23 protein-coding genes are annotated in these 22,601 nt (G+C 31.9%); 6 read left to right on the top strand and 17 right to left on the bottom strand.

Annotated elements, in window-relative coordinates:
* Nucleotides 1-18: 18 nt before the first annotated feature.
* Nucleotides 19-894 carry a LysR family transcriptional regulator gene (locus WH52_RS05960; protein WP_086030031.1) on the top strand — a complete coding sequence of 292 codons (876 nt, stop codon included), beginning with the start codon at nucleotides 19-21 and terminating at the stop codon, nucleotides 892-894.
* A 54-nt stretch (nucleotides 895-948) separates the two neighbouring features.
* Here the strand turns inward: WH52_RS05960 and WH52_RS05965 are convergent, their stop codons facing one another.
* The 9 genes from WH52_RS05965 to WH52_RS06005 form a co-directional block, all read right to left on the bottom strand.
* Nucleotides 949-2,976 carry an NADPH-dependent 2,4-dienoyl-CoA reductase gene (locus WH52_RS05965; RefSeq protein WP_086030032.1) on the bottom strand — a complete coding sequence of 676 codons (2,028 nt, stop codon included), beginning with the start codon at nucleotides 2,974-2,976 and terminating at the stop codon, nucleotides 949-951.
* A 122-nt stretch (nucleotides 2,977-3,098) separates the two neighbouring features.
* Nucleotides 3,099-3,968, bottom strand: a complete 870-nt coding sequence (locus tag WH52_RS05970; RefSeq protein WP_086030033.1) for a pirin family protein — start codon at nucleotides 3,966-3,968, stop codon at nucleotides 3,099-3,101.
* Nucleotides 3,969-4,100: 132 nt separating this feature from the next.
* Nucleotides 4,101-4,538, bottom strand: a complete 438-nt coding sequence (locus WH52_RS05975) for a MarR family winged helix-turn-helix transcriptional regulator (RefSeq protein ID WP_086030034.1) — start codon at nucleotides 4,536-4,538, stop codon at nucleotides 4,101-4,103.
* A 49-nt stretch (nucleotides 4,539-4,587) separates the two neighbouring features.
* The gene (locus WH52_RS05980; RefSeq protein ID WP_086030035.1) at nucleotides 4,588-4,836 is read right to left on the bottom strand and encodes a glutaredoxin family protein; all 249 of its coding nucleotides are present in this window, start codon (nucleotides 4,834-4,836) and stop codon (nucleotides 4,588-4,590) included.
* 73 nt (nucleotides 4,837-4,909) lie between these two features.
* Nucleotides 4,910-5,191 carry a GNAT family N-acetyltransferase gene (locus tag WH52_RS05985; RefSeq protein ID WP_086030036.1) on the bottom strand — a complete coding sequence of 94 codons (282 nt, stop codon included), beginning with the start codon at nucleotides 5,189-5,191 and terminating at the stop codon, nucleotides 4,910-4,912.
* The gene (locus WH52_RS05990; RefSeq protein WP_086030037.1) at nucleotides 5,191-5,619 is read right to left on the bottom strand and encodes a (4Fe-4S)-binding protein; all 429 of its coding nucleotides are present in this window, start codon (nucleotides 5,617-5,619) and stop codon (nucleotides 5,191-5,193) included. Before WH52_RS05990 ends, WH52_RS05985 begins: the two co-directional genes overlap by 1 nt.
* A 42-nt stretch (nucleotides 5,620-5,661) precedes the next feature.
* A complete protein-coding gene (locus tag WH52_RS05995) occupies nucleotides 5,662-6,192 on the bottom strand; it encodes an NADPH-dependent FMN reductase (RefSeq protein ID WP_086030038.1) in 531 nt (176 codons plus the stop codon).
* A gap of 13 nt (nucleotides 6,193-6,205) precedes the next feature.
* Nucleotides 6,206-6,613, bottom strand: coding sequence for an OsmC family protein (locus WH52_RS06000; RefSeq protein WP_086030039.1), 408 nt, complete (start codon nucleotides 6,611-6,613; stop codon nucleotides 6,206-6,208).
* Nucleotides 6,606-6,962 carry a DoxX family protein gene (locus WH52_RS06005; protein ID WP_086030040.1) on the bottom strand — a complete coding sequence of 119 codons (357 nt, stop codon included), beginning with the start codon at nucleotides 6,960-6,962 and terminating at the stop codon, nucleotides 6,606-6,608. The genes WH52_RS06000 and WH52_RS06005 overlap by 8 nt, the downstream gene beginning before the upstream one ends.
* Before the next feature lie 161 nt (nucleotides 6,963-7,123).
* Between WH52_RS06005 and WH52_RS15085 the strand changes: the two genes are divergently transcribed.
* A complete protein-coding gene (locus tag WH52_RS15085; protein WP_086030041.1) occupies nucleotides 7,124-8,077 on the top strand; it encodes a bifunctional helix-turn-helix transcriptional regulator/GNAT family N-acetyltransferase in 954 nt (317 codons plus the stop codon).
* 163 nt (nucleotides 8,078-8,240) lie between these two features.
* Here WH52_RS15085 and WH52_RS06015 read toward each other — a convergent pair whose 3' ends face one another.
* Both WH52_RS06015 and aceB read right to left on the bottom strand, forming a co-directional pair.
* Nucleotides 8,241-9,863: an isocitrate lyase gene (locus WH52_RS06015; RefSeq protein ID WP_086030042.1), complete on the bottom strand. Its 1,623-nt coding sequence runs from the start codon at nucleotides 9,861-9,863 to the stop codon at nucleotides 8,241-8,243.
* Between the two features lie 83 nt (nucleotides 9,864-9,946).
* On the bottom strand, nucleotides 9,947-11,542 hold the full coding sequence (gene aceB / locus WH52_RS06020) for a malate synthase A (RefSeq protein ID WP_086030043.1): 1,596 nt from the start codon (nucleotides 11,540-11,542) through the stop codon (nucleotides 9,947-9,949).
* Nucleotides 11,543-11,694: 152 nt separating this feature from the next.
* On the opposite strand from aceB, the gene WH52_RS06025 reads away from it, so the two are divergent.
* The 4 genes from WH52_RS06025 to WH52_RS06040 are packed head-to-tail and all read left to right on the top strand — an operon-like array spanning nucleotide 11,695 to nucleotide 17,671.
* Nucleotides 11,695-13,173, top strand: a complete 1,479-nt coding sequence (locus tag WH52_RS06025; protein WP_086030044.1) for a helix-turn-helix domain-containing protein — start codon at nucleotides 11,695-11,697, stop codon at nucleotides 13,171-13,173.
* 59 nt (nucleotides 13,174-13,232) lie between these two features.
* Nucleotides 13,233-14,876 carry an acyl-CoA carboxylase subunit beta gene (locus tag WH52_RS06030; protein ID WP_086030045.1) on the top strand — a complete coding sequence of 548 codons (1,644 nt, stop codon included), beginning with the start codon at nucleotides 13,233-13,235 and terminating at the stop codon, nucleotides 14,874-14,876.
* Nucleotides 14,877-14,894: 18 nt separating this feature from the next.
* Complete coding sequence (locus tag WH52_RS06035) at nucleotides 14,895-16,892, top strand: DUF3352 domain-containing protein (protein ID WP_086030046.1); 1,998 nt, start codon at nucleotides 14,895-14,897, stop codon at nucleotides 16,890-16,892.
* 56 nt (nucleotides 16,893-16,948) lie between these two features.
* Nucleotides 16,949-17,671: a YebC/PmpR family DNA-binding transcriptional regulator gene (locus tag WH52_RS06040; protein WP_086030047.1), complete on the top strand. Its 723-nt coding sequence runs from the start codon at nucleotides 16,949-16,951 to the stop codon at nucleotides 17,669-17,671.
* A gap of 19 nt (nucleotides 17,672-17,690) precedes the next feature.
* On the opposite strand, the gene WH52_RS06045 is transcribed toward WH52_RS06040, so the two are convergent.
* From WH52_RS06045 to WH52_RS06070, 6 genes are read right to left on the bottom strand one after another with little or no spacing between them, the layout of a single operon-like run.
* A complete protein-coding gene (locus WH52_RS06045; protein ID WP_086030048.1) occupies nucleotides 17,691-18,791 on the bottom strand; it encodes an AMP-binding protein in 1,101 nt (366 codons plus the stop codon).
* A 3-nt stretch (nucleotides 18,792-18,794) separates the two neighbouring features.
* Entirely contained in the window at nucleotides 18,795-19,712 is a 918-nt protein-coding gene (locus tag WH52_RS06050) for a CPBP family intramembrane glutamic endopeptidase (RefSeq protein ID WP_086030049.1), read from the bottom strand.
* Nucleotides 19,712-20,614, bottom strand: coding sequence for a CPBP family glutamic-type intramembrane protease (locus WH52_RS06055; protein ID WP_086030050.1), 903 nt, complete (start codon nucleotides 20,612-20,614; stop codon nucleotides 19,712-19,714). The genes WH52_RS06050 and WH52_RS06055 overlap by 1 nt, the downstream gene beginning before the upstream one ends.
* Before the next feature lie 20 nt (nucleotides 20,615-20,634).
* Complete coding sequence (locus WH52_RS06060; protein ID WP_086030051.1) at nucleotides 20,635-21,672, bottom strand: o-succinylbenzoate synthase; 1,038 nt, start codon at nucleotides 21,670-21,672, stop codon at nucleotides 20,635-20,637.
* 1 nt (nucleotide 21,673) lies between these two features.
* Nucleotides 21,674-22,060: a VOC family protein gene (locus tag WH52_RS06065; protein ID WP_086030052.1), complete on the bottom strand. Its 387-nt coding sequence runs from the start codon at nucleotides 22,058-22,060 to the stop codon at nucleotides 21,674-21,676.
* A gap of 28 nt (nucleotides 22,061-22,088) precedes the next feature.
* Nucleotides 22,089-22,601 (bottom strand): SRPBCC family protein, encoded by a 513-nt coding sequence (locus WH52_RS06070; RefSeq protein WP_086030053.1) that lies wholly within the window; start codon nucleotides 22,599-22,601, stop codon nucleotides 22,089-22,091.

The following is a 22,601-nucleotide window of genomic DNA, read 5'->3' on the forward strand; positions in this document are numbered from 1 at the left end:
TTATCATAATTATAGATTATGGATGCTAGATTATTGAAATTTTTTATTGCCGTTTATGAAGAAAAGAATTTAACTCGAGCGGCCACACGATGCTTCGTTTCTCAACCAAACATTTCAAATGGAATAAAACAATTGGAAGAAGAACTGGATAAAAACTTATTTATTCGTCATAAAAAAGGAGTAGAATTAAAAACAGAAGCTCATTATTTGTATCCTATTGCGAAGCGATTGGTAGGAGAAATGAATTCATTAAGTCACATTTTTAAAGAGCGTCAGTTCAATAACAAAATTCAAATAGGCGTTGCAGAAAGTTTACCCCAAGAACATAAACAACAGTTTTTTAGAACAACTACTAACCTTTGTGAGTCGGTAGAGTGGGTTACGAAAGATATCGGACGAGAAAATGAAATAAACTTGCTGGTTCGAGAATGGAAGCATGAAGAGGATTTGTTTTTACCTCTATGGAAAGAAGATTATGTTTTATGTATTCCGAACGACAATCCTTTAATTAATAAAGAAATCATAGAGTTGAGCGATTTAGAAAAGGAAACCTTCATTCATTGCCCTCCGTGTGAAGCGCATAAGCAATGCTTATCTATACTAAACAACGAAACTAATAAAATGCTCACTATAGCAAATTGTTCTACGAAAACCGAAACCTTAACAATGCTTATGGCCGGTTTAGGAGTTACTTTTCTTCCCGAAGCTTTTGTTGATGGATGGTATGGTTTTGAAATAAAAAAGTACAACGGCCCGAGGTACTTTAGAGAAGTTGGGCTTGCGTATCCTCGTAAGAGTTTACGAAACCCAGCAATTGCCCAAATTATCGAGTATTTTTCTAAAAATGAATTAAAGACCAACAAGTTTACCGAGTTTGGCTATTATTTAAAATAAAAAAGCCCGTCAATTTCGACGAGCTTTCTTACAACTTGATTTTAAATTTATAAACTACAGCTTAGCAGCTAATCTGCTACCTTGGTCTATTGCTCTCTTTGCATCTAATTCAGCAGCTACATCTGCTCCTCCAATTACATGCGTTGTAATTCCTTTAGCTTCTAAAGGCTCTAATAATTCTTTAAATGGTAATTGACCAGCACATACAATAACATTGTCTACATCTAACACTTTTTGTTCTTCATTTTGAACATAGTGTAATCCTTGATCATCTATTTTCGAGTACTGAACTTCATTGATAAACTGTACTTTTTTCTTCTTTAATACAGCACGGTGAATCCATCCTGTTGTTTTTCCTAAGTTACCTCCGAATTTTCCTTTACTACGTTTGAACATAAAGATTTCTCTTGGCGAAGGGTAAAACTCAGGTTGTACACCTTCAATACCCGCTCTTGCTTCTAAGGTTTTATCAATTCCCCATTCTTGCAACCAAGCATCAATATTTTGAGAAGTACTTTCTCCTTCATGGGCTAAATATTCTGAAACATCAAAACCAATACCTCCAGCACCAATCACAGCTACTCGTTTACCTACTGTTTTTTTATGTTTTACAACATCTATATAGCTTAATACTTTTTCATGCTCTATTCCTTCAATACGAGGAGTACGAGGCGTGATTCCGGTAGCTAAAACAACCTCATCAAAATCTTCTCTGGCTAAATCATCTGCATTTACTCTTGTGTTCAACTTTAATTTGACATTATGCAATTCAATTTGCTTATTGAAATAACGAATCGTTTCATAGAACTCTTCTTTTCCAGGAATTTGTTTTGCTATGTTAAATTGCCCTCCTGTTTCACTATCTGCATCGTACAAGGTTACATCATGCCCTCTTTGAGCTGCTACCGTAGCCGCTGCTAATCCTGCTGGTCCAGCTCCAACGACTGCGATTTTCTTTTTATTATCTGTAGGTAAATAGTTTAATTCTGTTTCATGACAAGCTCTTGGATTCACCAAACAACTTGCTACTTTCTTTTGGAATGCGTGATCTAAACAAGCCTGATTACAAGCAATACAGGTATTAATTTCATCATCACGCTCTTCTTTTGCCTTAATCACCCATTCTGGATCTGCTAAAAACGGACGTGCCATTGAAATCATGTCTGCATCTCCTCTCGACAATACTTCTTCTGCCGTTTCTGGCATATTGATTCTGTTTGAAGTAACTAAAGGAATTGATACTTCCTCTTTCATTTTTTTAGTTACCCAAGTAAATGCTGCTCTGGGAACTGAAGTTGCAATTGTAGGAATACGAGCTTCGTGCCAACCAATTCCTGTATTGATAATAGTAGCTCCAGCTTTTTCAATTTCTTTAGCCAATTGTACTACCTCTTCCCAAGAACTTCCTTGCTCTACCAAATCTAACATTGATAAACGGTAAATGATAATAAAGTTCTCTCCAACGGCTTCACGCGTTTTACGAACAATTTCTACCGCTAAACGGATTCTGTTTTCATAACTTCCTCCATAATTATCGGTTCTTTTATTGGTTCTAGTAACAATAAATTGGTTTATTAAATATCCTTCAGACCCCATGATCTCTACACCATCATACCCTGCTTCTTGCGATAATTTTGCACAGTTTACAAAGTCTTTTAAGGTTCTTCGTATACCAGATTGTTTTAAAGCAAACGGTTTAAACGGATTTATAGGCGCTTGAATTTTAGAAGGAGCTACACTAACAGGGTGATACCCATAGCGTCCTGAGTGTAAAATCTGCATACAAATTTTACCACCTTCTTTGTGAACTGCTTCTGTAATTTTTTTATGTTCTCTTGCATGCTTTTTCGTACTCATACGAGCAGAAAAAGGAGCCGTCCATCCTTGAATATTTGGTGCAATACCTCCTGAAACTATCAACCCTACTCCACCTTTTGCACGCTCTGCATAATAAGTAGCTATTTTTTCAATACCATTTTTTTCTTCTTCTAACCCCGTATGCATCGATCCCATTAAAATTCTATTTTTAAGTGTGGTAAATCCAAGATCTAAGGGCTCGAAAATGTGTTTGTATTTTGTCATTTTGTTGATAGTTTTTGTTTTTTATTATGCGTGCATAACAAATTGCAAGATACAATTTTTTATATAATAAAAAACCTCGTGTTGTTTACGAGGTTTTTTAAAAGATTAAATTGAATGCTCTTCTAATATAAATATCCCATTTTTCCTTTTTGATAATCTCGAATCGCTTCCATGATCTCAGTTTGAGTATTCATAACATAAGGTCCCCAAGAAGCTACTTTTTCTTTGATAGGTTTCCCAGACAGCACTAACAAAGTGCTTTCTTGTTTTGCTGCTATTTCTATTGCTGTACCATCATGATGGAAAGTTAGCATTTGCGTTGCTCCTTTTTTAAGAGTTACTTCATCATTAACCATTACTTCTCCATCTAATAAATACACTAGCGACTCATGACTCATTGGGACGTCAACTAACATTTTCCCAGCATCTTTTGCGTTTATAGTAAACACATTAACTTCCGTTTGTGTTTTTATATGTCCTGTGACATCCCCTAGATTTCCAGCAATGACATTTAAAGCAATTGTTTTATCTTCATTTTCAACAACTGGAATGTCTTCACTTTTTAAATGCTGATAGTTTGCAGGCATCATTTTCTTTTCTGCCGGAAGGTTTAACCATAATTGAATTCCTTCTAACTTCCCTCCTCTTTCTACAAATTCTTTTGATGGACCTTCAGCATGAATAATTCCTCTTCCTGCTGTAGTCCATTGTACATCTCCAGCTTTTACCAACATTTCATTCCCTAAAGAATCTCGGTGTAATTGTTCTCCTTTAAATAGTAAGGTTATTGGCTCAAATCCTCTATGAGGATGCGGACCTAAATCAAATGGATTGTTAAAGGCACTTATTGCATACGGACCATAATGATGTAACAATAAAAATGGATCTACCATTTCTACTCCTTCAGTTGGTAATGGTTGTCTTAGCCTTACTGGTCCCATATTTACTAATGGGCTTCTTACTTTATGTTGTATTGTTTTTAGTTTCTTCATGCGTTCTTGTTTTTAATGTTTAATAATCCTTCAACTAAGGGTTCTAGATTATTTACCATAGTTTTATTTTCCTTGGAAAATATTATTGTAAATTTTTTTGTTTAGATTCTTCCTGAAACACAGGAAGAATCTTTATCTTATTTTGTCTAACAAATTACTTAATTGTGTAGCTTCTTCTTCTGTAAGATTATCGATAAAATCAAAATCGATATTATCATCAATTGCTTTTAACAATTCCAATCCTTGGTTTGTAATGCTAATAAACACCACTCTTCTATCATGATCACAACGAACACGTGCTATAAGCTTTTTATCACATAGCTTATCCATTAAACGTGTAGCGTTTGGAGCTCTTTCAATCATTCTATCTTTAATAATCTGAACTTTTGTTGGCTCGTTAGCTCCTCTTAAAATTCTAAGAATATTGTATTGTTGTGGTGATATTCCGTAAGGCTTAAAAAATTCATTCTCCCTACTACTAATCCAATTTGCTGTATATTTTATATTGATAAAAGCTTTCACTCTGTTATTTGGAAATGTTGAATTAATATCTTTTGAAATATCTCCCATTTACGTTACTCTTTAACCCTATTTCGATGCCTCGAAATCACTTATAATTTTATCCTCTTAATTTTAAATCGTGCATTACTTTGTTAAAAGTATCTGATGTAGGTGTTAAATACACTTCATCATTTACAAACAATGTTGGATACTTTACCACACCGTCATACAATTCTCTTGAATGTTCTCTTGCTGCTTCATCTTCTGATACATCTTTGTAATCAAAAGGTACTTCTGCAGATCTTAAAAAGTTCTTGTAAGCAACTGTATGTGCATGACCTTTTCTTCCGTACAATGTAATCTTCATATTTACCTCCTTACGAGTACAAAATTACGAAAAATAAATTTATTTACCAAGGAATATATTACAACTGAAAACACTAAGCTAATACATCTGAATAAGCGGTCTTTTTGGTAAAAACAGCTTTGGCAAATGGGCATAACGGAATTGCCTTTATTCCTTTCTCCCTCATAAAGTTAACGGAAGCTTCTACTAATTTATATCCAACACCTTGACCTCTTAAACTATCTCTAACCTCAGTATGATCTATAATAATCTTATCTTCTCCTGCCCAGGTATAGGTCATTAAGGCATCTCTACTTCCATTTACTTCAACATAAAACTCCCCTTTTTTACCATTATCTTCTTGTAAAACTTCCATTAGCCTACAAAATTTACATCATTATGTTTACCATCGCAAAATGGTTTGTTTGTAGAAGCTCCACATCTACAAAATGCAGTGACCTTGGTTCTCTTTTCTGTGGAACCATCTGAGTTGGTAATATGAACATCACCCATCACCATTAACGGACCATTTTCCATACATTTTACTTCTGTTTCTTGCTGAGTATCCTCAACAGCTTCATTCTTCATTTTATAGGATAAAGCTCCAGAAGGACACTCGTCAATTTGCTTCATAATGCGTTTGGTGGTTGCTCCTTCCATATTTACCCATGGTCTGTTTTGTGGATTAAAAACTTGCAATAAGCCTTTCCAACATTTTTTAGCATGGATACAGGTATTTGGTTTCCAATAAACCCTTAAATCCGCATTACTGTACTCTTTTGTAATTTCTCTATTCTCAGCCATAAGTGTGTTGTTTTTTGTTAGTTATTGTTACCTGTAAATGAATTACAAAGCTTGTTCAAAAGTTGCCACTGCTTCTTTTAGCTCATTCTTTTTATCTTCAATTACAATTTCTCCTTCTTTAAAGTTATCATAAAATCCTGGAAGAGAAAAACTTCCAGTTATTTTTGCTCCCATATGAGGAAAAGTTCCTGTAGCTGCTCCTAATACTCCAGCTCCTCCTCTACCTCCTGGAGAAGTAGCCATTACCAATACCGGCTTGTTTCTAAATACTTCTCTGTTTTTACGAGATGCCCAATCGAATAAATTCTTAAATGCTGCAGCATATGAACCGTTATGTTCAGCTAAAGACACTATAAATCCATCATATTTATCTAAATCATTGTTAAACAATTCAGCTCCTGCCGGATATTCGTTCTCACGTTCTTCGTCTTCACTAAATATAGATACCTTATAATCGTTTAAATCTAATACATCAAATGATGCATTTCCTAATTGTGCTGCTGCATAAGTAGCTAATTGTTTATTGATAGATGTTGAACTTGTGCTACCTGCAAATGCTGCTATTTTTTTCATTTTACTTGTTATTTTATACGATGTTACTTGTAATTGGAGTTGCTCCTTTTACCATTTTTGCCACAGGACATTTTCCTGCGATTTCTAATAATTTTTCTTTTTGCTCAGGGGTTACTTCCTTTTCAAAAGAAATCTCCTCAATTAGAGATTTCTTTATTCCTTCTGAAGTTAACTCTTCTTTCTGACGAACGTTTACGGTAATTTCACCTAAATCCCATCCTTTACGCTCTGCATACATACGCAATGTTATAGATACACATCCGCCTATGGCAGTTAATAAATATTCAACAGGTGTTGGCGCATTATCATCACCTCCAGCTTTTATAGGTTCGTCTATGACGGCAAAATGTTGTCGCATCTTCGCCTCTGCTAAATAGTTCTTAGTCGTTAACTTTACTATTGATTCTTGTTGTTTAGCCATCTATTTTTTTGCTAAAAATGTACGATGTAATTAAAAGTACCATGGCAATTAACGCTCCTGTTTGTTCTCCATCTCCAATCATAAAGTGCGCAAAGAATGCTAAAATGAATGCAAAGAAAAATCCAGCATATGCCCATTCATTTAAAAACTTACCTCTAAAAAACCACAGTGCTACTAATCCTAAAACTTTAGCTATACCATAAGGGTAAATAATGTAAGTTGGATATCCGAATGCCTCAAACAACTTAGCGATTTCTGCATTGTTAAAAAAGTACATTCCTGCCGACATCAACATCATTAAAGTTAATAGTCCTGTAGATACGTAAAAGATAATTTTGTTTTTTTTCATGATTAATTAGTTTTAAAATTTCAACAAAGATATAAATTATTTTTTTATTTACCATGGAAAATATCTTCTAGGTAAATTATTAACAAGTAATTAACTTTCAAGTTATCATATTTTTTTATAATTTTGTATAAGCACTTATATAAATACTTAATCATTAATAAATGGACGCTTTACAAGGTATTGGAGAAATAGGAATGGGCTCACGATTAAAACGAGTGAGTGAATATATGATGAGGGAGACACAAATTGTGTACGACACTTTTCATATTGATTTTGACCCCTACCTCTTCCCTACTTTTAAGATTATTAAAAATAAAGACGGTGTAACCAATACAGAAATCAATACCAGCTTAAGAACCACGCAACCTGCCACGACTCAAGCTATTAATAAATTGGTTAAAAAAGGGCTTATTGAATTAAAAGAAGACAAAAGCGATAAACGTAAAAAAATAATTCACCTTTCTGAAAAAGGAAAAAAACTGGTTCAAAAAGTAACTCCTATTTGGAATAGTATTGAGCATACTATTAAAGAGTATACTCAAATTGAATCAAGTTCATTAATTGAACATTTAAATATTTTAGAAACTAAATTTAACAAGAAGGGCTTTAGTGAAGCCATTATAGAACATATCCATATGAATACAGTAATAAATCCAGTAGAAATCATTACTTATGAAGATAACTACGCTTCGTATTTTTATGATTTAAATGTAGAATGGTTAAAAACATTCTTTTACGTAGAACCTTTTGACGAAGAAGTATTAAGCAATCCTGATAAGTATATTATTAATAAAGGAGGACATATCTTTTTTGCTAAACTAAATAATGAGATTGTAGGTACTGTAGCTTTAATGCCTAAAGAAGAGACTTTTGAGCTTACAAAAATGGCTGTTTCACCTAATCATCGTGGACATAAAATAGGTCAAAAATTAATGCAACACTGCATTGATTTTGCAAAAAATGAATTAAACCTGAACAACCTAATTCTTTATTCTAATACAAAGTTAGAAAACGCAATTTATATATACAGAAAATATGGTTTTATTGAAATTCCTGTAGAAGAAAATTCTCCTTACAAACGCAGTGATATTAAAATGAAATTAATTTTAAGATAAAAAAAGCTCCCAATTGGGAGCTTTTTGCTTCAAAACAAAAATTTATAAACAGCTATTGCTATATAAATTCTATTAGGTAAAATTTCCCACCTACTAAACAAACAACTTATACAAACCAACATAGGTGGGAAATTAAGATATAACTAAATTAATTATACGTATTTTAAACTGCTACAGCTTCCTGAGTTACTTTTTTTTCAACTCCACCAAACTGATTAGAAGTATTCTTAGCTCCTCCTGCTTTTAAAGCATTATCTCCAGAGAAGAACGTTTTATGATCATCTCCTAAGTCTGAACCAGCCATTCTTTGATGTTTTACACATGAAACTCCTTTACGAATTTCTTGACGTTGCACGCCTTTAACATAAGCCAACATTCCTTCTTCACCAAAATATCCTTCAGTTAAATCATTCATATGAAGCGCAGTTGTGTGGTATGTAGGTAACGTAATTAAGTGATGGAAAATACCTGCTTCTCTTGCTCCGTCTACCTGAAAAGTACGGATTTTCTCATCTGCTCTTTTACATAATTCTGATCCATCGTATTTTACATCCATTAAGTTATTTCTATCATAAGCAGAAACATCTTCACCAGCAGCTAGCATTGCATCATAAACTTGATTACGGAAATTCAATGTCCAGTTAAATGATGGAGAGTTATTATATACTAATTTAGCATTTGGTACTACTTCTTTAACTCTGTTTACCATATGAGCAATTTGACCAACATGCGGCGTTGGAGTTTCAATCCATAATAAATCTGCTCCGTTTTGTAAACTTGTAATACAATCAAGTACAACTCTATCTATATTTGTTCCGTCTTTGAACTTGTACAACCCGTTTGGTAAACGAACAGGGCGTACTAATTTCCCTTCTCTTTTTAATAATACATCGTCTTCTCGAGCTTCATCAATCGTAATTTCTTCAGCTTCTACAAAAGCTAAATATTGAGATGCTAAATCTCCTGGTTCTTGGCTTACAGGTAATTTTTGTGTTAATCCCGCTCCTTCAGAATCAGTACGAGCTACAATAATTCCGTCTTCAACCCCTAACTCTAAAAATGCATAACGAATAGCATTTAATTTTGCAATAAAATCTTCATGTGGCACAGTTACTTTTCCATCTTGATGACCACATTGTTTAGCATCTGACACTTGATTTTCAATTTGAATTGCACAAGCCCCTGCTTCAATCATTTTTTTAGTTAATAAATACGTAGCTTCTTCGTTTCCAAATCCAGCATCAATATCAGCAATAATTGGTACAACATGTGTTTCAAAATTATCTATTTGATCTTGGACATCTTCACCTTGATCTAACCGTCTAAACAAATCATTTAACTCAACCGCGTCAGCTTGTTTTAAAAAATCATAAATCTCTTTGATTAATGCAGGAACAGCTGTTTTTTCGTGCATTGATTGATCTGGTAAAGGCCCTAACTCAGAACGTAAAGCAGCAACCATCCAACCCGATAAATACAAATATCTTTTACTAGTAGTTTTATGATGTTTTTTTACAGAAATCATTTTTTGTTGTGCAACAAAACCATGCCAACAACCTAATGATTGTGTGTATTGAGAATTATCGGCATCGTAAGCTACCATATCTTCTCGCATAATTGTAGCTGTATATTTAGCAATATCAAGTCCCGTTTTAAAACGGTTTTGAGTGATCATTCTTGCTGCACTCTCAGAAGTTACCGCATTCCATGTATTACCATACTTCTGTTTAAGATTTCTTACAGTTTCTAATGCAGAACTATAACTACTCTGAGCTAAATTTTTCATAAATTTGTGTTGTTAATAAGTTATTGAATTATTAATATTTATAGCCCTGAAAATGTTGCCGCATTTAGGGGCTTTCTTTGTTTTTATAAGTACTTGTACGCTGGTAAGGTTAAGAACTCTTCAAAATCTTTTGATAAAACTAATGAGTCGAACAACTCAATAGCTAAAGCAAATTTTCCTGATTCATATCGTTCTTCACCAACCAAATTTTTAATCTTTTTTAATTCTTCTTTTTTAAACTGCTCGTACATTCCTTCTGTAAAAGTTCTTCCGTCTTCTAACATTTCGTTATTATGCAACCATTGCCATAACTGAGTACGAGAAATTTCGGCAGTTGCTGCGTCTTCCATTAAGTTGTATAAAGCAGCTGCTCCTTGCCCCATTAACCAAGATTCTATGTATAAAATTCCTACGTTGATGTTTTCTCTAATTCCTTTTTCGGTAATATTTCCTATTGGAGTTTCAACCAAATCTGCTTCAGAAATTTCAACATCATTTCTCTTTACATGGATTTGATTTTTTGTAAGCATTCCTGCATTGAAAATCTCTAACGCTAACGGAACCAATCCTGGATGTGCAACCCAAGTTCCATCATGCCCATTCTTTACTTCTCTCTCTTTTCCTTTTCTTACCTTATCGAAAGCCAAAGCATTTGCTTTTTCATCGTTTTTTACAGGAATTTGTGCTGCCATACCACCTATAGCATGTACACCTCTTTTATGACAAACCTGAATTACTCGTAACGAATATGCTTCCATAAAAGGAGTTTGCATCGTAACTTGTGCTCTATCTGGTACAAAGAAATTTTTGTGATTTCTGAATTTCTTTATGTATGAAAAAATATAATCCCATCTACCACAGTTTAAACCAGCCATATGGTTTCTTAATTCGTAGATAATTTCGTCTAATTGAAAACTTGCAGTGATAGTTTCTACCAAAACAGTTGCCTTAATAGTTCCTTGTGGTACTTCTAAATAATCTTGAGCAAATTCAAATACTTCATTCCACCAACGTGCTTCTAAATAATGTTCTAGTTTTGGTAAATAGAAATACGTAGCGCTATCTTTATTTAATAATGTTTTAATATTATGAAAGAAATACAATCCAAAATCTAACAAAGATCCAGACGTTTCTTCTCCATCAATTAAAAAGTGTTTTTCATTTAAGTGTAACCCTCTCGGTCTTACTAATAATGTTGCTGTTTCTTTAAAAAGTGAATACTCTTTTCCAGTCCTTGGATGCACATAAGAAATTGTCTTGTTTACTGCATCTCTTAAATTTATTTGTCCGTCTAAAGCATTTGTTATTGTTGGAGAATTACTATCCTCAAAATCTGCCATAAACATTTTTGCTCCAGAATTCAAAGCATTAATAATAATCTTTCTATCAACTGGTCCTGTAATTTCTACTTTTCTATCTAATAAATCGAAAGGTAATTCTGCACAAACCCAATCTCCTTCTCTAATTTCTTTAGTTTCTTCCGGAAAGTTTGGAAAGTTCCCTGCATCAAAATATGCTTGAGTAATTTTTCTTTCCTCTAATAATTGAAGCCTCTTTTTATTAAACTTCTCATGAAGTGCTACCAAAAACTCTTTGGCTTCATCAGTCAAAATACTAGAATATTCTAATTCATTAAAACCTTTGGTAACTATTTGTGTTGTTAAGATATTTTGACTCATTTTTTTGTGTTGTTATAATTAGTATGATACAATATTAAAAAAAAGAACAAAAACAAAAAAGCGAACGTTCGCTAAATACTTTATTTTCTCTAATTTTTACGAATCTGCTAATTTTTATACCTTTGAATTATTAATTTTTTAATAATCATATCTTGGAAGAAGAATATATCAGACTAATTTTCGGTCTAAAACTCAAACAAATACGTAGCGATAAAAAACTATCACTCTTCGGGTTAGCTAAACTTACTGGTTTATCGAAATCGTATTTAAATGAAATAGAGAAAGGGAAAAAGTACCCAAAAACCGATAAGATTATTACTCTCTCTGAAAAGTTAGAAGTACCCTACGATCATTTAGTTTCTTTAAAACTTGATAAAAACCTTGCTCCTATTGGAGAAATTTTACAATCAAAAATTTTAAAAGAAATTCCGTTAGACTTATTCGGAATAAAAGAAAATAACTTAATAGACATAATTGCAAATGCACCTGCAAAAGTGAATGCTTTTATAAGTACTATTATTAAAATTTCTCAAAACTATAATTTAACCCGAGAAAGTTTTTTCTTAGCAGCGTTAAGATCATATCAAGAAGCACATAACAACTATTTTGAAGACATAGAAGAAAAAGCTATTGAGTTCGCTAAGTCATATCACTTAGACCTTAACAAAACACTATATTCAAAAGACTTAGAAGAAATTTTAATTGAAGAATATGGTTATACTATAGATAACAAAGAATTATCTAAACACGAAAATCTTTCAGAATTAAGAAACATATTCATTCCCGCTAAAAAGGTTTTATTAGTTTATAACACAGTAACCGAAGCTCAAAAAACTTTTATTTACGCAAAAGAAATTGCCTACAACTATTTAAATATAACCGATAGGCTTTATACTTTTCCTTGGATAAAATTTGATAGTTTCGATCAAGTTCTAAACAACTTTATAGCTTCTTATTTTGCTGGTGCTATAGTAATTCCTAAGAATAATATTGTTAAAAAACTAACATCTTTATTTGCTCAAAAAGAATGGAAACCGATAGAATTACACAAAATAATTAAAAGCTATAATTGTTCAGATGAAACATTTTATCAACGTTTAACGAATATTTTACCTAAACATTTTAATATTAAAAACCTATTCTTTTTACGTTTTACACACAAACATAATTCTCCTTCATTTAGGTTAACTAAAGAACTGCATATTACACAACAACAAACTCCACATGGTAATAGAAATAACGAACATTATTGCAGAAGGTGGGTATCACTTCAAACCATAAAAGATTTAGAAAATGACAATCGTAAAAAGTCTTCTTATGGAATTCAAATATCGTCTTATGAAAATACTAAAAATCAATATTTAGTTTTATCAGCTGCATCAGAAGATCCTTTTAAAGAAAACATAAGTCGAAGTATAAGTATTGGTTTATTATTATCTCCACATTTAAAAAACAAAATTCAATTTTTTGATGAAGAAATTTTTACTACAAAAACCGTAGGAGTTACTTGCGAGACTTGTAGCGTAAAAAATTGCACAGAAAGAGTTGCAGAACCAAGAACATTAAATCGAGTACTTCGTAATGAAGAAATTGAAAATACAGTAGCTTCAATTATAAACTCTTACAAATAACACACTTGAAATCTCTTACGATTTTATTATTTTAGCACACCTAAAAACAAACAACTTCTATGGATTTAAACTTCAATAAAAACGAAGATCACAATAAACTTTTAGCATCAGATTTACGCCAACGTTTTGCCAAGGTAAAATTAGGCGGAGGTCAAAAACGAATTGACAAACACCATGCTAAAGGAAAACTTACTGCAAGAGAACGTATTGAATATTTATTAGACAGTGACAAAGAAGCTATTGAAATTGGAGCTTTTGCGGGTGAAGGAATGTACAAAGAACATGGAGGATGTCCTTCTGGAGGTGTAGTTGTAAAAATGGGATATGTTAGTGGCAAACAATGTATAGTTGTTGCTAACGATGCTACTGTTAAAGCAGGTGCTTGGTTTCCTATTACAGGAAAGAAAAACTTACGTGCACAAGAAATTGCTATCGAAAATAAATTACCTATTATCTACTTAGTAGATTCTGCAGGGGTTTATTTACCAATGCAAGATGAAATTTTTCCTGATAAAGAACACTTCGGACGTATTTTCAGAAACAATGCGGTAATGAGTAGCATGGGAATCACCCAAATATCTGCTGTTATGGGAAGTTGCGTTGCTGGTGGTGCTTACTTACCTATTATGAGTGACGAAGCTTTAATTGTAGATAAAACTGGAAGTATCTTTTTAGCAGGAAGTTACCTTGTAAAAGCTGCTATTGGTGAAGCTATAGACAATGAAACTTTAGGAGGAGCCACAACACATTGCGAAATCTCTGGAGTTACAGATTATAAAGCTAAAGATGATAAAGATGCTTTAGACACCATTAAAAAATTAATGGATAAAATTGGAGATTATGACAAAGCAGGCTTTAATCGTAAAGAAGCATTACCTCCAAAAGAAAATGAAGAAGAAATCTTCGGAATTTTACCTAAAGCTCGTAATGAGCAATATGATATGATGGAAATTATTCATCGTTTGGTAGATAATTCTGATTTTGATGAATACAAAGCTGGCTATGGACAAACCATTATTACTGGATATGCTCGTATTGATGGTTGGGCAGTTGGTATTGTTGCCAATCAACGTAAAATTGTAAAATCGAAAGGAGCAAAAACAAAACCTAGCGAAATGCAATTTGGCGGTGTTATTTACAACGACTCTGCAGATAAAGCTACCCGTTTTATTGCTAATTGTAATCAGAAGAAAATTCCGCTAGTATTCTTACAAGATGTAACTGGATTTATGGTAGGAAGCAAATCTGAACATAGTGGAATTATTAAAGATGGAGCTAAAATGGTAAACGCTGTAAGTAATTCAGTTGTTCCTAAATTCACAATCGTTATTGGTAATTCTTACGGAGCTGGTAATTATGCCATGTGTGGTAAAGCATACGACCCTCGTTTAATTGCTGCATGGCCTAGTGCTGAGTTAGCTGTAATGAGCGGAGCTTCAGCTGCCAAAGTATTATTACAAATTGAAACCGCAGCTCTTAAAAACAAAGGTGAAGAAATTACCAAAGAGAAAGAAGCTGAATTATTTGACAAGATTAAATCGAGATATGACGAGCAAATTTCTCCTTACTATGCAGCTGCTAGATTATGGACAGATGCAGTTATAAATCCGTTAGATACGAGAAAATGGATTAGTATGGGAATTGACGCTGCTAATCATGCTCCTATTGAAAAGCAATTTAATTTGGGAGTTTTACAAGTTTAATAGCACATACATTGTAGTATGAAAAAAAAGATAATATGGGCTGTTTTAGCAGCCCTTTTTAGTTTTATCCTATATCAAGTTTATGTATTTTCTTTAGCCGAAGAAGACAATATAAATCCGATTTATTTAATACCCGAAGACGCTGTTTTTGTAATTGACACAAAACGACCAATAGACACTTGGGATGAAGTGAGCGCTAGCCCAATTTGGAAACATCTCCAAACAAATACTTCAATTAAAAAAGCTTCAAAAAACGTAGCTAGTTTCGATCAAACTTTTCAAGATCAAAAGAATATTATTGATTTTATTGGTGAAAGAGATTTATTAATTTCTGTTCATGTTTATAAACCCAAAAAGTACGGGTTACTGTATGTAGCTGATTTACAAAAACTATCGAAATTACGTTTTCTTAAAACTGCTATTTCAAAATTAGCAGGTGATAATTTTAAAGTTACCAAACGAGTTTTTAAAGAACATGAAATAATTGAACTTTATGATAAGAAGAAAAGAGAAACGCTACATATTAGTTTTATTAAAAATCAATTAATTGCTTCGTATACTCATGTATTGGTTGAAAACTCAATCAATCAATACACAAATCCAAAAATTGGACGAGATGTTAATTTTGTAGAAATAAAAAAAGAAACGGATGACAGTGGATTTTTCAATGTTTTTATACAACACAAATACCTGGATCAATTTTTAAATTGTTTCACAAAAGCATCTGATTTAACTTACTATAACAATATAAAAAATACGCTATACTATTCTGGCTTTGACGTTTCGTTAATTGAAGGTAGTATTATACAAGCTATAGGTTATACGAATGTAAACGAAACATCGCAAACCTATTTAAAGGCTATTCAAAAATCGGGTAAAGGAAAGAGAACTGTTGCTAAAATTGCACCCAAAAACACCTCACTTTACTTTAGTATTGGATTTGATAGTTTTGATGAATTTCATAATAATGTTGAAGAGCTTCAGAAAGAAAATCCGAAACAATTTGAAATCTACTCCAATCAATCGAAAGCTATCGAAGAAAAACTTGATATCAACCTAAAAAAACATATTTATAGTTGGATCGGTGATGAAATAGCTTTACTTCATTTTTCTTCAGCTCTATCAAAAAACAAAAAAGACATCGCTGTTGTTATTAAAACTGATGATATTGATGATGCTAAAGAAAACTTACAGCACGTACTGAGTAAAATAAAAGAAAATACTCCTTTAAAGTACAAACAGATAAATTACCAAGGTTATCCAATAAACTTTTTTGATCTAAAAGGTTTCTTTAAAATGTTGGCTGGAAACATGTTCTCTAAAATGGAAAAACCCTATTTCACTATTATTGATGATTATGTTGTTTTTAGCACGAGTCCGAATACTCTTAAATCAATTATTAATGATAATATTACTGGCTATACATTAAATACTTCTGATAAATTTGAAGAATTCAACTATCATTTTGAGAAAAAATCTAGTATTTACACCTACATAAACACTCCTTTAATCTACAATGAATTATTAGACATTTCAGATAGAAAAACTCGAGTAGAACTTCAAAAGAACAAGAATTATATCACTTGTTTTTCTCAAATGGGATTACAATTAATATCAGATGGAGGATTATTTAAAACTAACATAACGACTTCATATCAAAATCCAAAAGTTTTATCTGAGGAACTTCAGAAAGAGATTCAGCTAAAGAAAGAACTTCTTGAAAAAATAAAACCTCAAAAAGATTCCGTTATAGAATTAAATGCTGATACTGCTTTTATACTTCCTGAAATTCACCCTCCAGATTTAAGCACATCAGAATACAAAGAGTTTTATGATGATAAAACCTTAAAATTCGAAGTAGAATTAGACGACGGCATGTTAGATGGTGATTTTAAAATGTACTATTCTAATGGAAAATTAAAATTAAAAGGGCAGTTTAAAAAAGGAAAACAATCGGGTACTTGGCGTGCATATAGTAAAGAAACCGGAAAACAAATTTTCAAAAAAAGATTTTAATTGTAAATAATTATAGCATTGGTTACATTTGCCCTTGCGAAACAAAACAATAAGAAATGGGAAGAGCATTTGAATTTAGAAAAGCGAGAAAAATGAAACGTTGGTCTGCCATGGCTAAAACTTTTACCAGAATTGGTAAAGACATTGTAATGGCTGTGAAAGAAGGCGGACCTAACCCAGAAACCAATTCGCGATTACGTGTTGTAATACAAAATGCTAAGGCAGCAAACATGCCTAAAGACAACGTACAACGCGCTATTAAAAAAGCATCAGATAAAGATACTGCGAACTATAAAGAGGTTTTATTCGAAGGATATGCACCTCACGGAATTGCTGTTTTAGTAGAAACTGCAACCAACAACAACAACCGTACAGTTGCTAATGTTAGAGCTGCATTTAACAAATGCAATGGTAACTTAGGTACTTCTGGTTCAGTAGCTTTTATGTTCGATCACGTGGTAAACTTCAAGGTAAAAGAAGATACTTTAGGTATGGACTTAGAAGAGTTTGAAATGGAAATGATTGACTTTGAAGTAGAAGAAGTTTTTGCTGATGATGAAGATAGCTCAGTAATGTTGTATGCTCCATTTGGTCAGTTTGGTTCTATTCAAAAGTATTTAGAAGAAAATAATATTGAAATTTTATCTTCTGAATTTGAAAGAATTCCTACAACCACTACCGCGTTAACAGACGAACAAAAAGAAGATGTAAATAAACTTTTAGAGCGTTTAGAAGAAGATGACGATGTGAACACCGTTTACCATTCTATGGAAGAATAATGATTCTAAAAATCATAAACTATATAAAATCCAGCGTTTTACTACGTTGGATTTTTTTTGTTTCAGTTTCAATAAATTGATCTACAAAATATATTTCTTTAGGAATTTCGTATTTAGAAAGTTTATCAAGCTTTTCTAACTTAGTTTTTAAAGACTTCTTAGCTTCAATTGAATTGACATCTTCAACAATTAAAATTAACTTTTCTCCTAAAATAGTATCAGAAACTCCAGCAACAAAAAAACGTTGCGTAATTACTTTAGATAACTTCTCCTCTATTTTTTCTGGATGCAATTTTACTCCACCTGAATTAATCACATTATCAAAACGACCTAACCATTCAAAAGTTGTTTCTGACAGTAAATTCACAACATCATTCGTTACAATTTGTTCATTCGCTACTTTTGGTGCATTAATTACCAAGCAATTTCTATTGTCTTGTGATAATTCTACATTGGGTAAAGTTTGATAAAACTCTTCTTTATAAACATCTTTTTTATTGAGAGATTGCTTCGTCGCTTCTACTCGAAATAACGTAAAATGGTTGAGTTTTTTTACCGCTATATGTGTAACAGTTTCTGTCATTCCATAGGTAGCAAAAATCTTTGTTTTCTTTTCTTGAATAACTTCTATTAAATCATTGGCTACAACTCCTCCTCCAACAATTAATTGTTTTATTCTATCTAATTCTTCTAAAGAATTTCTAAGCTGTAAAGGAACCATTGCCGAAAAATCATACTCTTTATTTAAGTCTTTTAATGGATTAGAAATCGGATCAACAATGTCTAATTCCCAACCTAAAACCAATGCTCTTACTAACATCATTTTTCCTGCTATATAATCGGTAGATAGACACAATAAAGCTGTGGTGTTTTCTGATAAATTGAAAAAGTCTCCTGTGGCTAGAGCAGAGTTTTTCATAAACTCTTTTTTGATTTGAATTGGTTTCGGTTTTCCTGTAGAACCCGATGTTTGTACAACCACAAAATCTTGCTCATTAAACCAATCAGTCAAAAAAACAACTATTGAATTATTAATCGTTTTAGAATATTGAAGTAATGCTTCTTTATTTACAAACGATTTTCCGTTTAACTTAAACGATTTATGAAAAGAAGTTTGCATTAATTAGTTTTCGTTAACTATAGGTTTTGTAATTCTTCCTGTTATTTTTTCTTTCCAGTTTTCCCATCCATATTTCTTATTTAAAAAATACAAATACAACGGATAAATAAGCAATACAGGTACTATCATTTGAAACAACAAACTTGGTTCTGAATAATCTAAAAATAACGCATCTGTTTGAAAAACCGCCCAATTTGAAGCTACTAAAACTGCGGCTGCAATATTGTTTGCTGCATGAATTCCTAAAGCTAATTCGGTTCCTTCATCTAATAAGGTTACTATTCCAAATAAAAAACCTGTACCAATATAAAAGCCCATGATTCCGTAACCTAATTTAGACACTTCTGGATTTAATATGTGCATTAATCCAAACAAAACTGAAGTTATCACTAGAGGAAACCATCTGTTTTTTGCTAATATTCCTAAACCTTGCATTAAATAACCTCTAAACAGTAATTCTTCTAAAGAGGTTTGAATTGGAATTAACACGATTGAAATCAGTAACAATAAAAAGAAAGGTGCTGGTTTAAAATTCCATACAAATTCATCTGGACTTAGTAAAAACCCAACAAATAAAAAGAAAACTGTAACTACAAACCATGAGGAAAATCCGAAGAAAAAACGCTTCCAATCTATTTTGTTTCTACTCGTAACTAATGAAGTTATGCTTCGTCCATGTAATAGTTTAACTAACACTAAAAGCAATACAAGTAATATTAAAAATGGAATCAGATTTTCTAACAGAAAAACATTTTTATCCCCTTGAAAATTCACAGTTTCTTCAATCAATTCTTCATAAATAGAAGGCATTAAAAAGTAAACTGCAAAGTTTGATATAAAAGGAGACATAACAACCAAAACTGTTAATAACCACCTCCAAAAATTGTTCTTCCCTTTATATGCTTGTTGTATAAAATTCATTATAAATTGATGTTTTTAATACTTGGCTCTATTACTTTTCCTGATAATTTTTCTTTTACTCTTTCCCAACCATACATTTGCTTCAATAAGAAAAAATAAATAGGCAAGAATAATAACACAGGAATATAAACTAAAAATAACACTTTTGGCTCAGATCTATCTAATAATAATGCATTTGTTTGAAACCCTGTCCAAGTAGTTGTTATATAAAGTATTGCAAAAATATTGTTAGCTGTTTGCATTCCCATTGCTAGTTCTACTCCATCGTCTAAAGCTGTTATAATTCCTGTAAATAAACTTGAAGCTAAGTAAAAAAATAACACATGAAATCCTACTTTACTGAATATTGGACTTATCCCCACAGCTAGTACATACAAAATGGATTTCAAAATAATTGCTGTCCATTTATTCTTAGTCAACACACCAAACACTTGTAGTAAGTATCCTGAAAAAAATAATTCTTTAAAGATAGCTCCTATGGGTACAAGTGTAATACTAATTAAAAATAATATAGCAAATGGCACTAACTTAAAATTCCACCGATAGCTCTCTGGATAAGCAAAATAATTTAACGAAAAATAAATTAAAACAAAAAGTCCCCAAGAGCTTACACCAAATATATAGCGCCACCAGTCAATTTTCTTTTTAGACGTGAATAAACTTCTAATAGGTCTCTTATGCAAAAATCTAACTCCTAAAATAAGCACTACAAAAAACACTACATATTGTTGTAGCCCTTTAAATAACAAGAAGTTAGAATCTAGATTTGTAGGTTTAGTTTTAACTTCTACAAAAAGGAAATAAAATATTCTTAAAAAAAACGGTGTAAATACTACTAAAGAAAGTAATAAATATCTCCACCAATTATTTTTCCCTTTGTAAACTTGTTGGAAAAAATCCATGATTTAAATCTTTTAGTTTCTTAAATAGTAAAATTCCATTTCTTTTGAATGTCGTAAAACAACGCTCCCTCTTGAACGGTTAAAGGACTGTCAAAATTATTCGTAAACAAACCACCCGTACCTAAACCCTGTGGCATTGAGTTTTGTAAAGTATATGTAAATTGAGAAATAGCATTTAGTCCAACATTACTTTCCAACGCAGAGGTTATCCACCAACCAATAGATTGATTGTTTACAATTTCAACCCAGTCTGTACTTCCTTTAAAACCTCCTATTAAACTTGGTTTTAAAATAATGTATTGCGGATTTATAGTTTGAATACACTTCTGCTTTTCTTTATAAGAAAACACTCCTATTAACTCTTCATCTAAAGCAATTGGTAATGGTGTTTTTTCACATAAACTAGCCATTTCTTGCCACTGATCTTGTTTTATAGGTTGTTCTATGGAATGTAAATCGAGTTCAGATAATCTTTGAAGTTTTTCTAATGCATTTGACGGAGAAAATGCTCCGTTAGCATCAACTCGTAACTCTATTTCTGAAGCGGAAAACTCTTTTCTAATTGATTGTAGCAACTCTAATTCAGTAGCAAAATCAATAGCGCCAATTTTCATTTTTATACATGAAAAACCTGCAGCTATTTTTTCTTTAATCTGCGCTTTCATAAAGTTTTTTTCTCCCATCCAAATAAGTCCATTGATAGGAATATTTTGCTTTCCATCTACAAATTCAGATGGAAATAAATCGAACATCGATTTACTTTTTAAAGACAAGAAAGCTTGTTCTAATCCAAACTGAATGCTTGGATATTCAATTAATTGTAATAATAGATTTTCTAAACCTAAATGAATATTTTCACATACCCATTTAAGTTTTTCTTCGTACTGGGGGGTGTCATCAATACTTAATATTCTTAAAATTCCACATTCTCCAACTCCTTTTTTTCCATTTTCTTCAAGAATTAAAAACCATGTTTCTTTTGTTTTTAATATTCCTCTTGAAGTTCCGCTGGGTCTTTTAAAATTTAGAATGTATTGATAGTAGTTAGCTTTTAGCATTCTATTTATTATAAAGGGCTATTCTATTGCCTTCAGAATCTAAAAACAAAGCCATGTATCCTACTTCTTCTGCTATTAAAGTTTTGTCTTGTAAAATTGTTCCTCCTGCTTCTTCTATCCTACTCAATTCATTAGCTAAATCACCCGATTGAGATGCAAAATAAATAACAACTCCGTTTTTTTCTGAAGGAGCATACATCTCATTTAATACTAAGCTTCCGCTAATTCCAGGAGCATTGTTATCTTCTGCGGGTGGAAACCACCCCATAAGTACATCTCCCATTTGATGAATAGAAATATTAACCCGAAAAACTGTTTCATAAAATTTTTGTGCTCTTTCCATGTTTAAGACAGGAATTTCGAACCAAGACACCATGTTTGTTTTCATACTAAAGACTTTTGGTTATTTCATAATTTTATTCTTCTGCAATTTTTTTAAATCTATTTAAATAGTTTTGATCTAATTCTTTTAAAGTTCCTTTAAAATAAGGAAAAACACAACTCATTAAGTATGAATCACTTTTACAAGTTGATTTTTTTTCAATTTTAGTTTTATTATTATTTGCTGTAAAAGTATACTCATCTGTTTTTAGCATATTTTCTGCATCGAAATAAAATGTAATTTTTTCATTTGGCACATATGCTAAAACCTTCTCTGTCATGGCAATTCTTTCTCCATTATTTTCTACAACCATTTTATAAGTACTACCCACTTTTCCTGGTTTTTCTTCAATTACATCGATAGATTTTAGTTCTGGAATCCATTGTTTTAACAGGTCTTTATCTTCAAACTTCTTAAAAACTTCTTCTATTGGCTTATCAATTTCAACCTGAGTAGTATATTCAGTTTGTTTAAACACTAAACCTGTTCCTAAAAAGATTAGTGATAAACCTATTATAATTCCTAAAATAATTTTTACTGCTTTCAT

It is taken from the genome of Tenacibaculum holothuriorum (assembly GCF_002120225.1).
GTDB classification, from domain to species: domain Bacteria; phylum Bacteroidota; class Bacteroidia; order Flavobacteriales; family Flavobacteriaceae; genus Polaribacter; species Polaribacter holothuriorum.

Excerpts from the sequence above, each read along its gene's own strand:
- WH52_RS05960 (WP_086030031.1), top strand. The coding sequence starts at position 19 with ATGGATGCTAGATTATTGAAATTTTTTATTGCCGTTTATGAAGAAAAG.
- WH52_RS05965 (WP_086030032.1), bottom strand. The coding sequence starts at position 2,976 with ATGACAAAATACAAACACATTTTCGAGCCCTTAGATCTTGGATTTACC.
- WH52_RS05970 (WP_086030033.1), bottom strand. The coding sequence starts at position 3,968 with ATGAAGAAACTAAAAACAATACAACATAAAGTAAGAAGCCCATTAGTA.
- WH52_RS05975 (WP_086030034.1), bottom strand. The coding sequence starts at position 4,538 with ATGGGAGATATTTCAAAAGATATTAATTCAACATTTCCAAATAACAGA.
- WH52_RS05980 (WP_086030035.1), bottom strand. The coding sequence starts at position 4,836 with ATGAAGATTACATTGTACGGAAGAAAAGGTCATGCACATACAGTTGCT.
- WH52_RS05985 (WP_086030036.1), bottom strand. The coding sequence starts at position 5,191 with ATGGAAGTTTTACAAGAAGATAATGGTAAAAAAGGGGAGTTTTATGTT.
- WH52_RS05990 (WP_086030037.1), bottom strand. The coding sequence starts at position 5,619 with ATGGCTGAGAATAGAGAAATTACAAAAGAGTACAGTAATGCGGATTTA.
- WH52_RS05995 (WP_086030038.1), bottom strand. The coding sequence starts at position 6,192 with ATGAAAAAAATAGCAGCATTTGCAGGTAGCACAAGTTCAACATCTATC.
- WH52_RS06000 (WP_086030039.1), bottom strand. The coding sequence starts at position 6,613 with ATGGCTAAACAACAAGAATCAATAGTAAAGTTAACGACTAAGAACTAT.
- WH52_RS06005 (WP_086030040.1), bottom strand. The coding sequence starts at position 6,962 with ATGAAAAAAAACAAAATTATCTTTTACGTATCTACAGGACTATTAACT.
- WH52_RS15085 (WP_086030041.1), top strand. The coding sequence starts at position 7,124 with ATGGACGCTTTACAAGGTATTGGAGAAATAGGAATGGGCTCACGATTA.
- WH52_RS06015 (WP_086030042.1), bottom strand. The coding sequence starts at position 9,863 with ATGAAAAATTTAGCTCAGAGTAGTTATAGTTCTGCATTAGAAACTGTA.
- aceB (WP_086030043.1), bottom strand. The coding sequence starts at position 11,542 with ATGAGTCAAAATATCTTAACAACACAAATAGTTACCAAAGGTTTTAAT.
- WH52_RS06030 (WP_086030045.1), top strand. The coding sequence starts at position 13,233 with ATGGATTTAAACTTCAATAAAAACGAAGATCACAATAAACTTTTAGCA.
- WH52_RS06035 (WP_086030046.1), top strand. The coding sequence starts at position 14,895 with ATGAAAAAAAAGATAATATGGGCTGTTTTAGCAGCCCTTTTTAGTTTT.
- WH52_RS06040 (WP_086030047.1), top strand. The coding sequence starts at position 16,949 with ATGGGAAGAGCATTTGAATTTAGAAAAGCGAGAAAAATGAAACGTTGG.
- WH52_RS06045 (WP_086030048.1), bottom strand. The coding sequence starts at position 18,791 with ATGCAAACTTCTTTTCATAAATCGTTTAAGTTAAACGGAAAATCGTTT.
- WH52_RS06050 (WP_086030049.1), bottom strand. The coding sequence starts at position 19,712 with ATGAATTTTATACAACAAGCATATAAAGGGAAGAACAATTTTTGGAGG.
- WH52_RS06055 (WP_086030050.1), bottom strand. The coding sequence starts at position 20,614 with ATGGATTTTTTCCAACAAGTTTACAAAGGGAAAAATAATTGGTGGAGA.
- WH52_RS06060 (WP_086030051.1), bottom strand. The coding sequence starts at position 21,672 with ATGCTAAAAGCTAACTACTATCAATACATTCTAAATTTTAAAAGACCC.
- WH52_RS06065 (WP_086030052.1), bottom strand. The coding sequence starts at position 22,060 with ATGAAAACAAACATGGTGTCTTGGTTCGAAATTCCTGTCTTAAACATG.
- WH52_RS06070 (WP_086030053.1), bottom strand. The coding sequence starts at position 22,601 with ATGAAAGCAGTAAAAATTATTTTAGGAATTATAATAGGTTTATCACTA.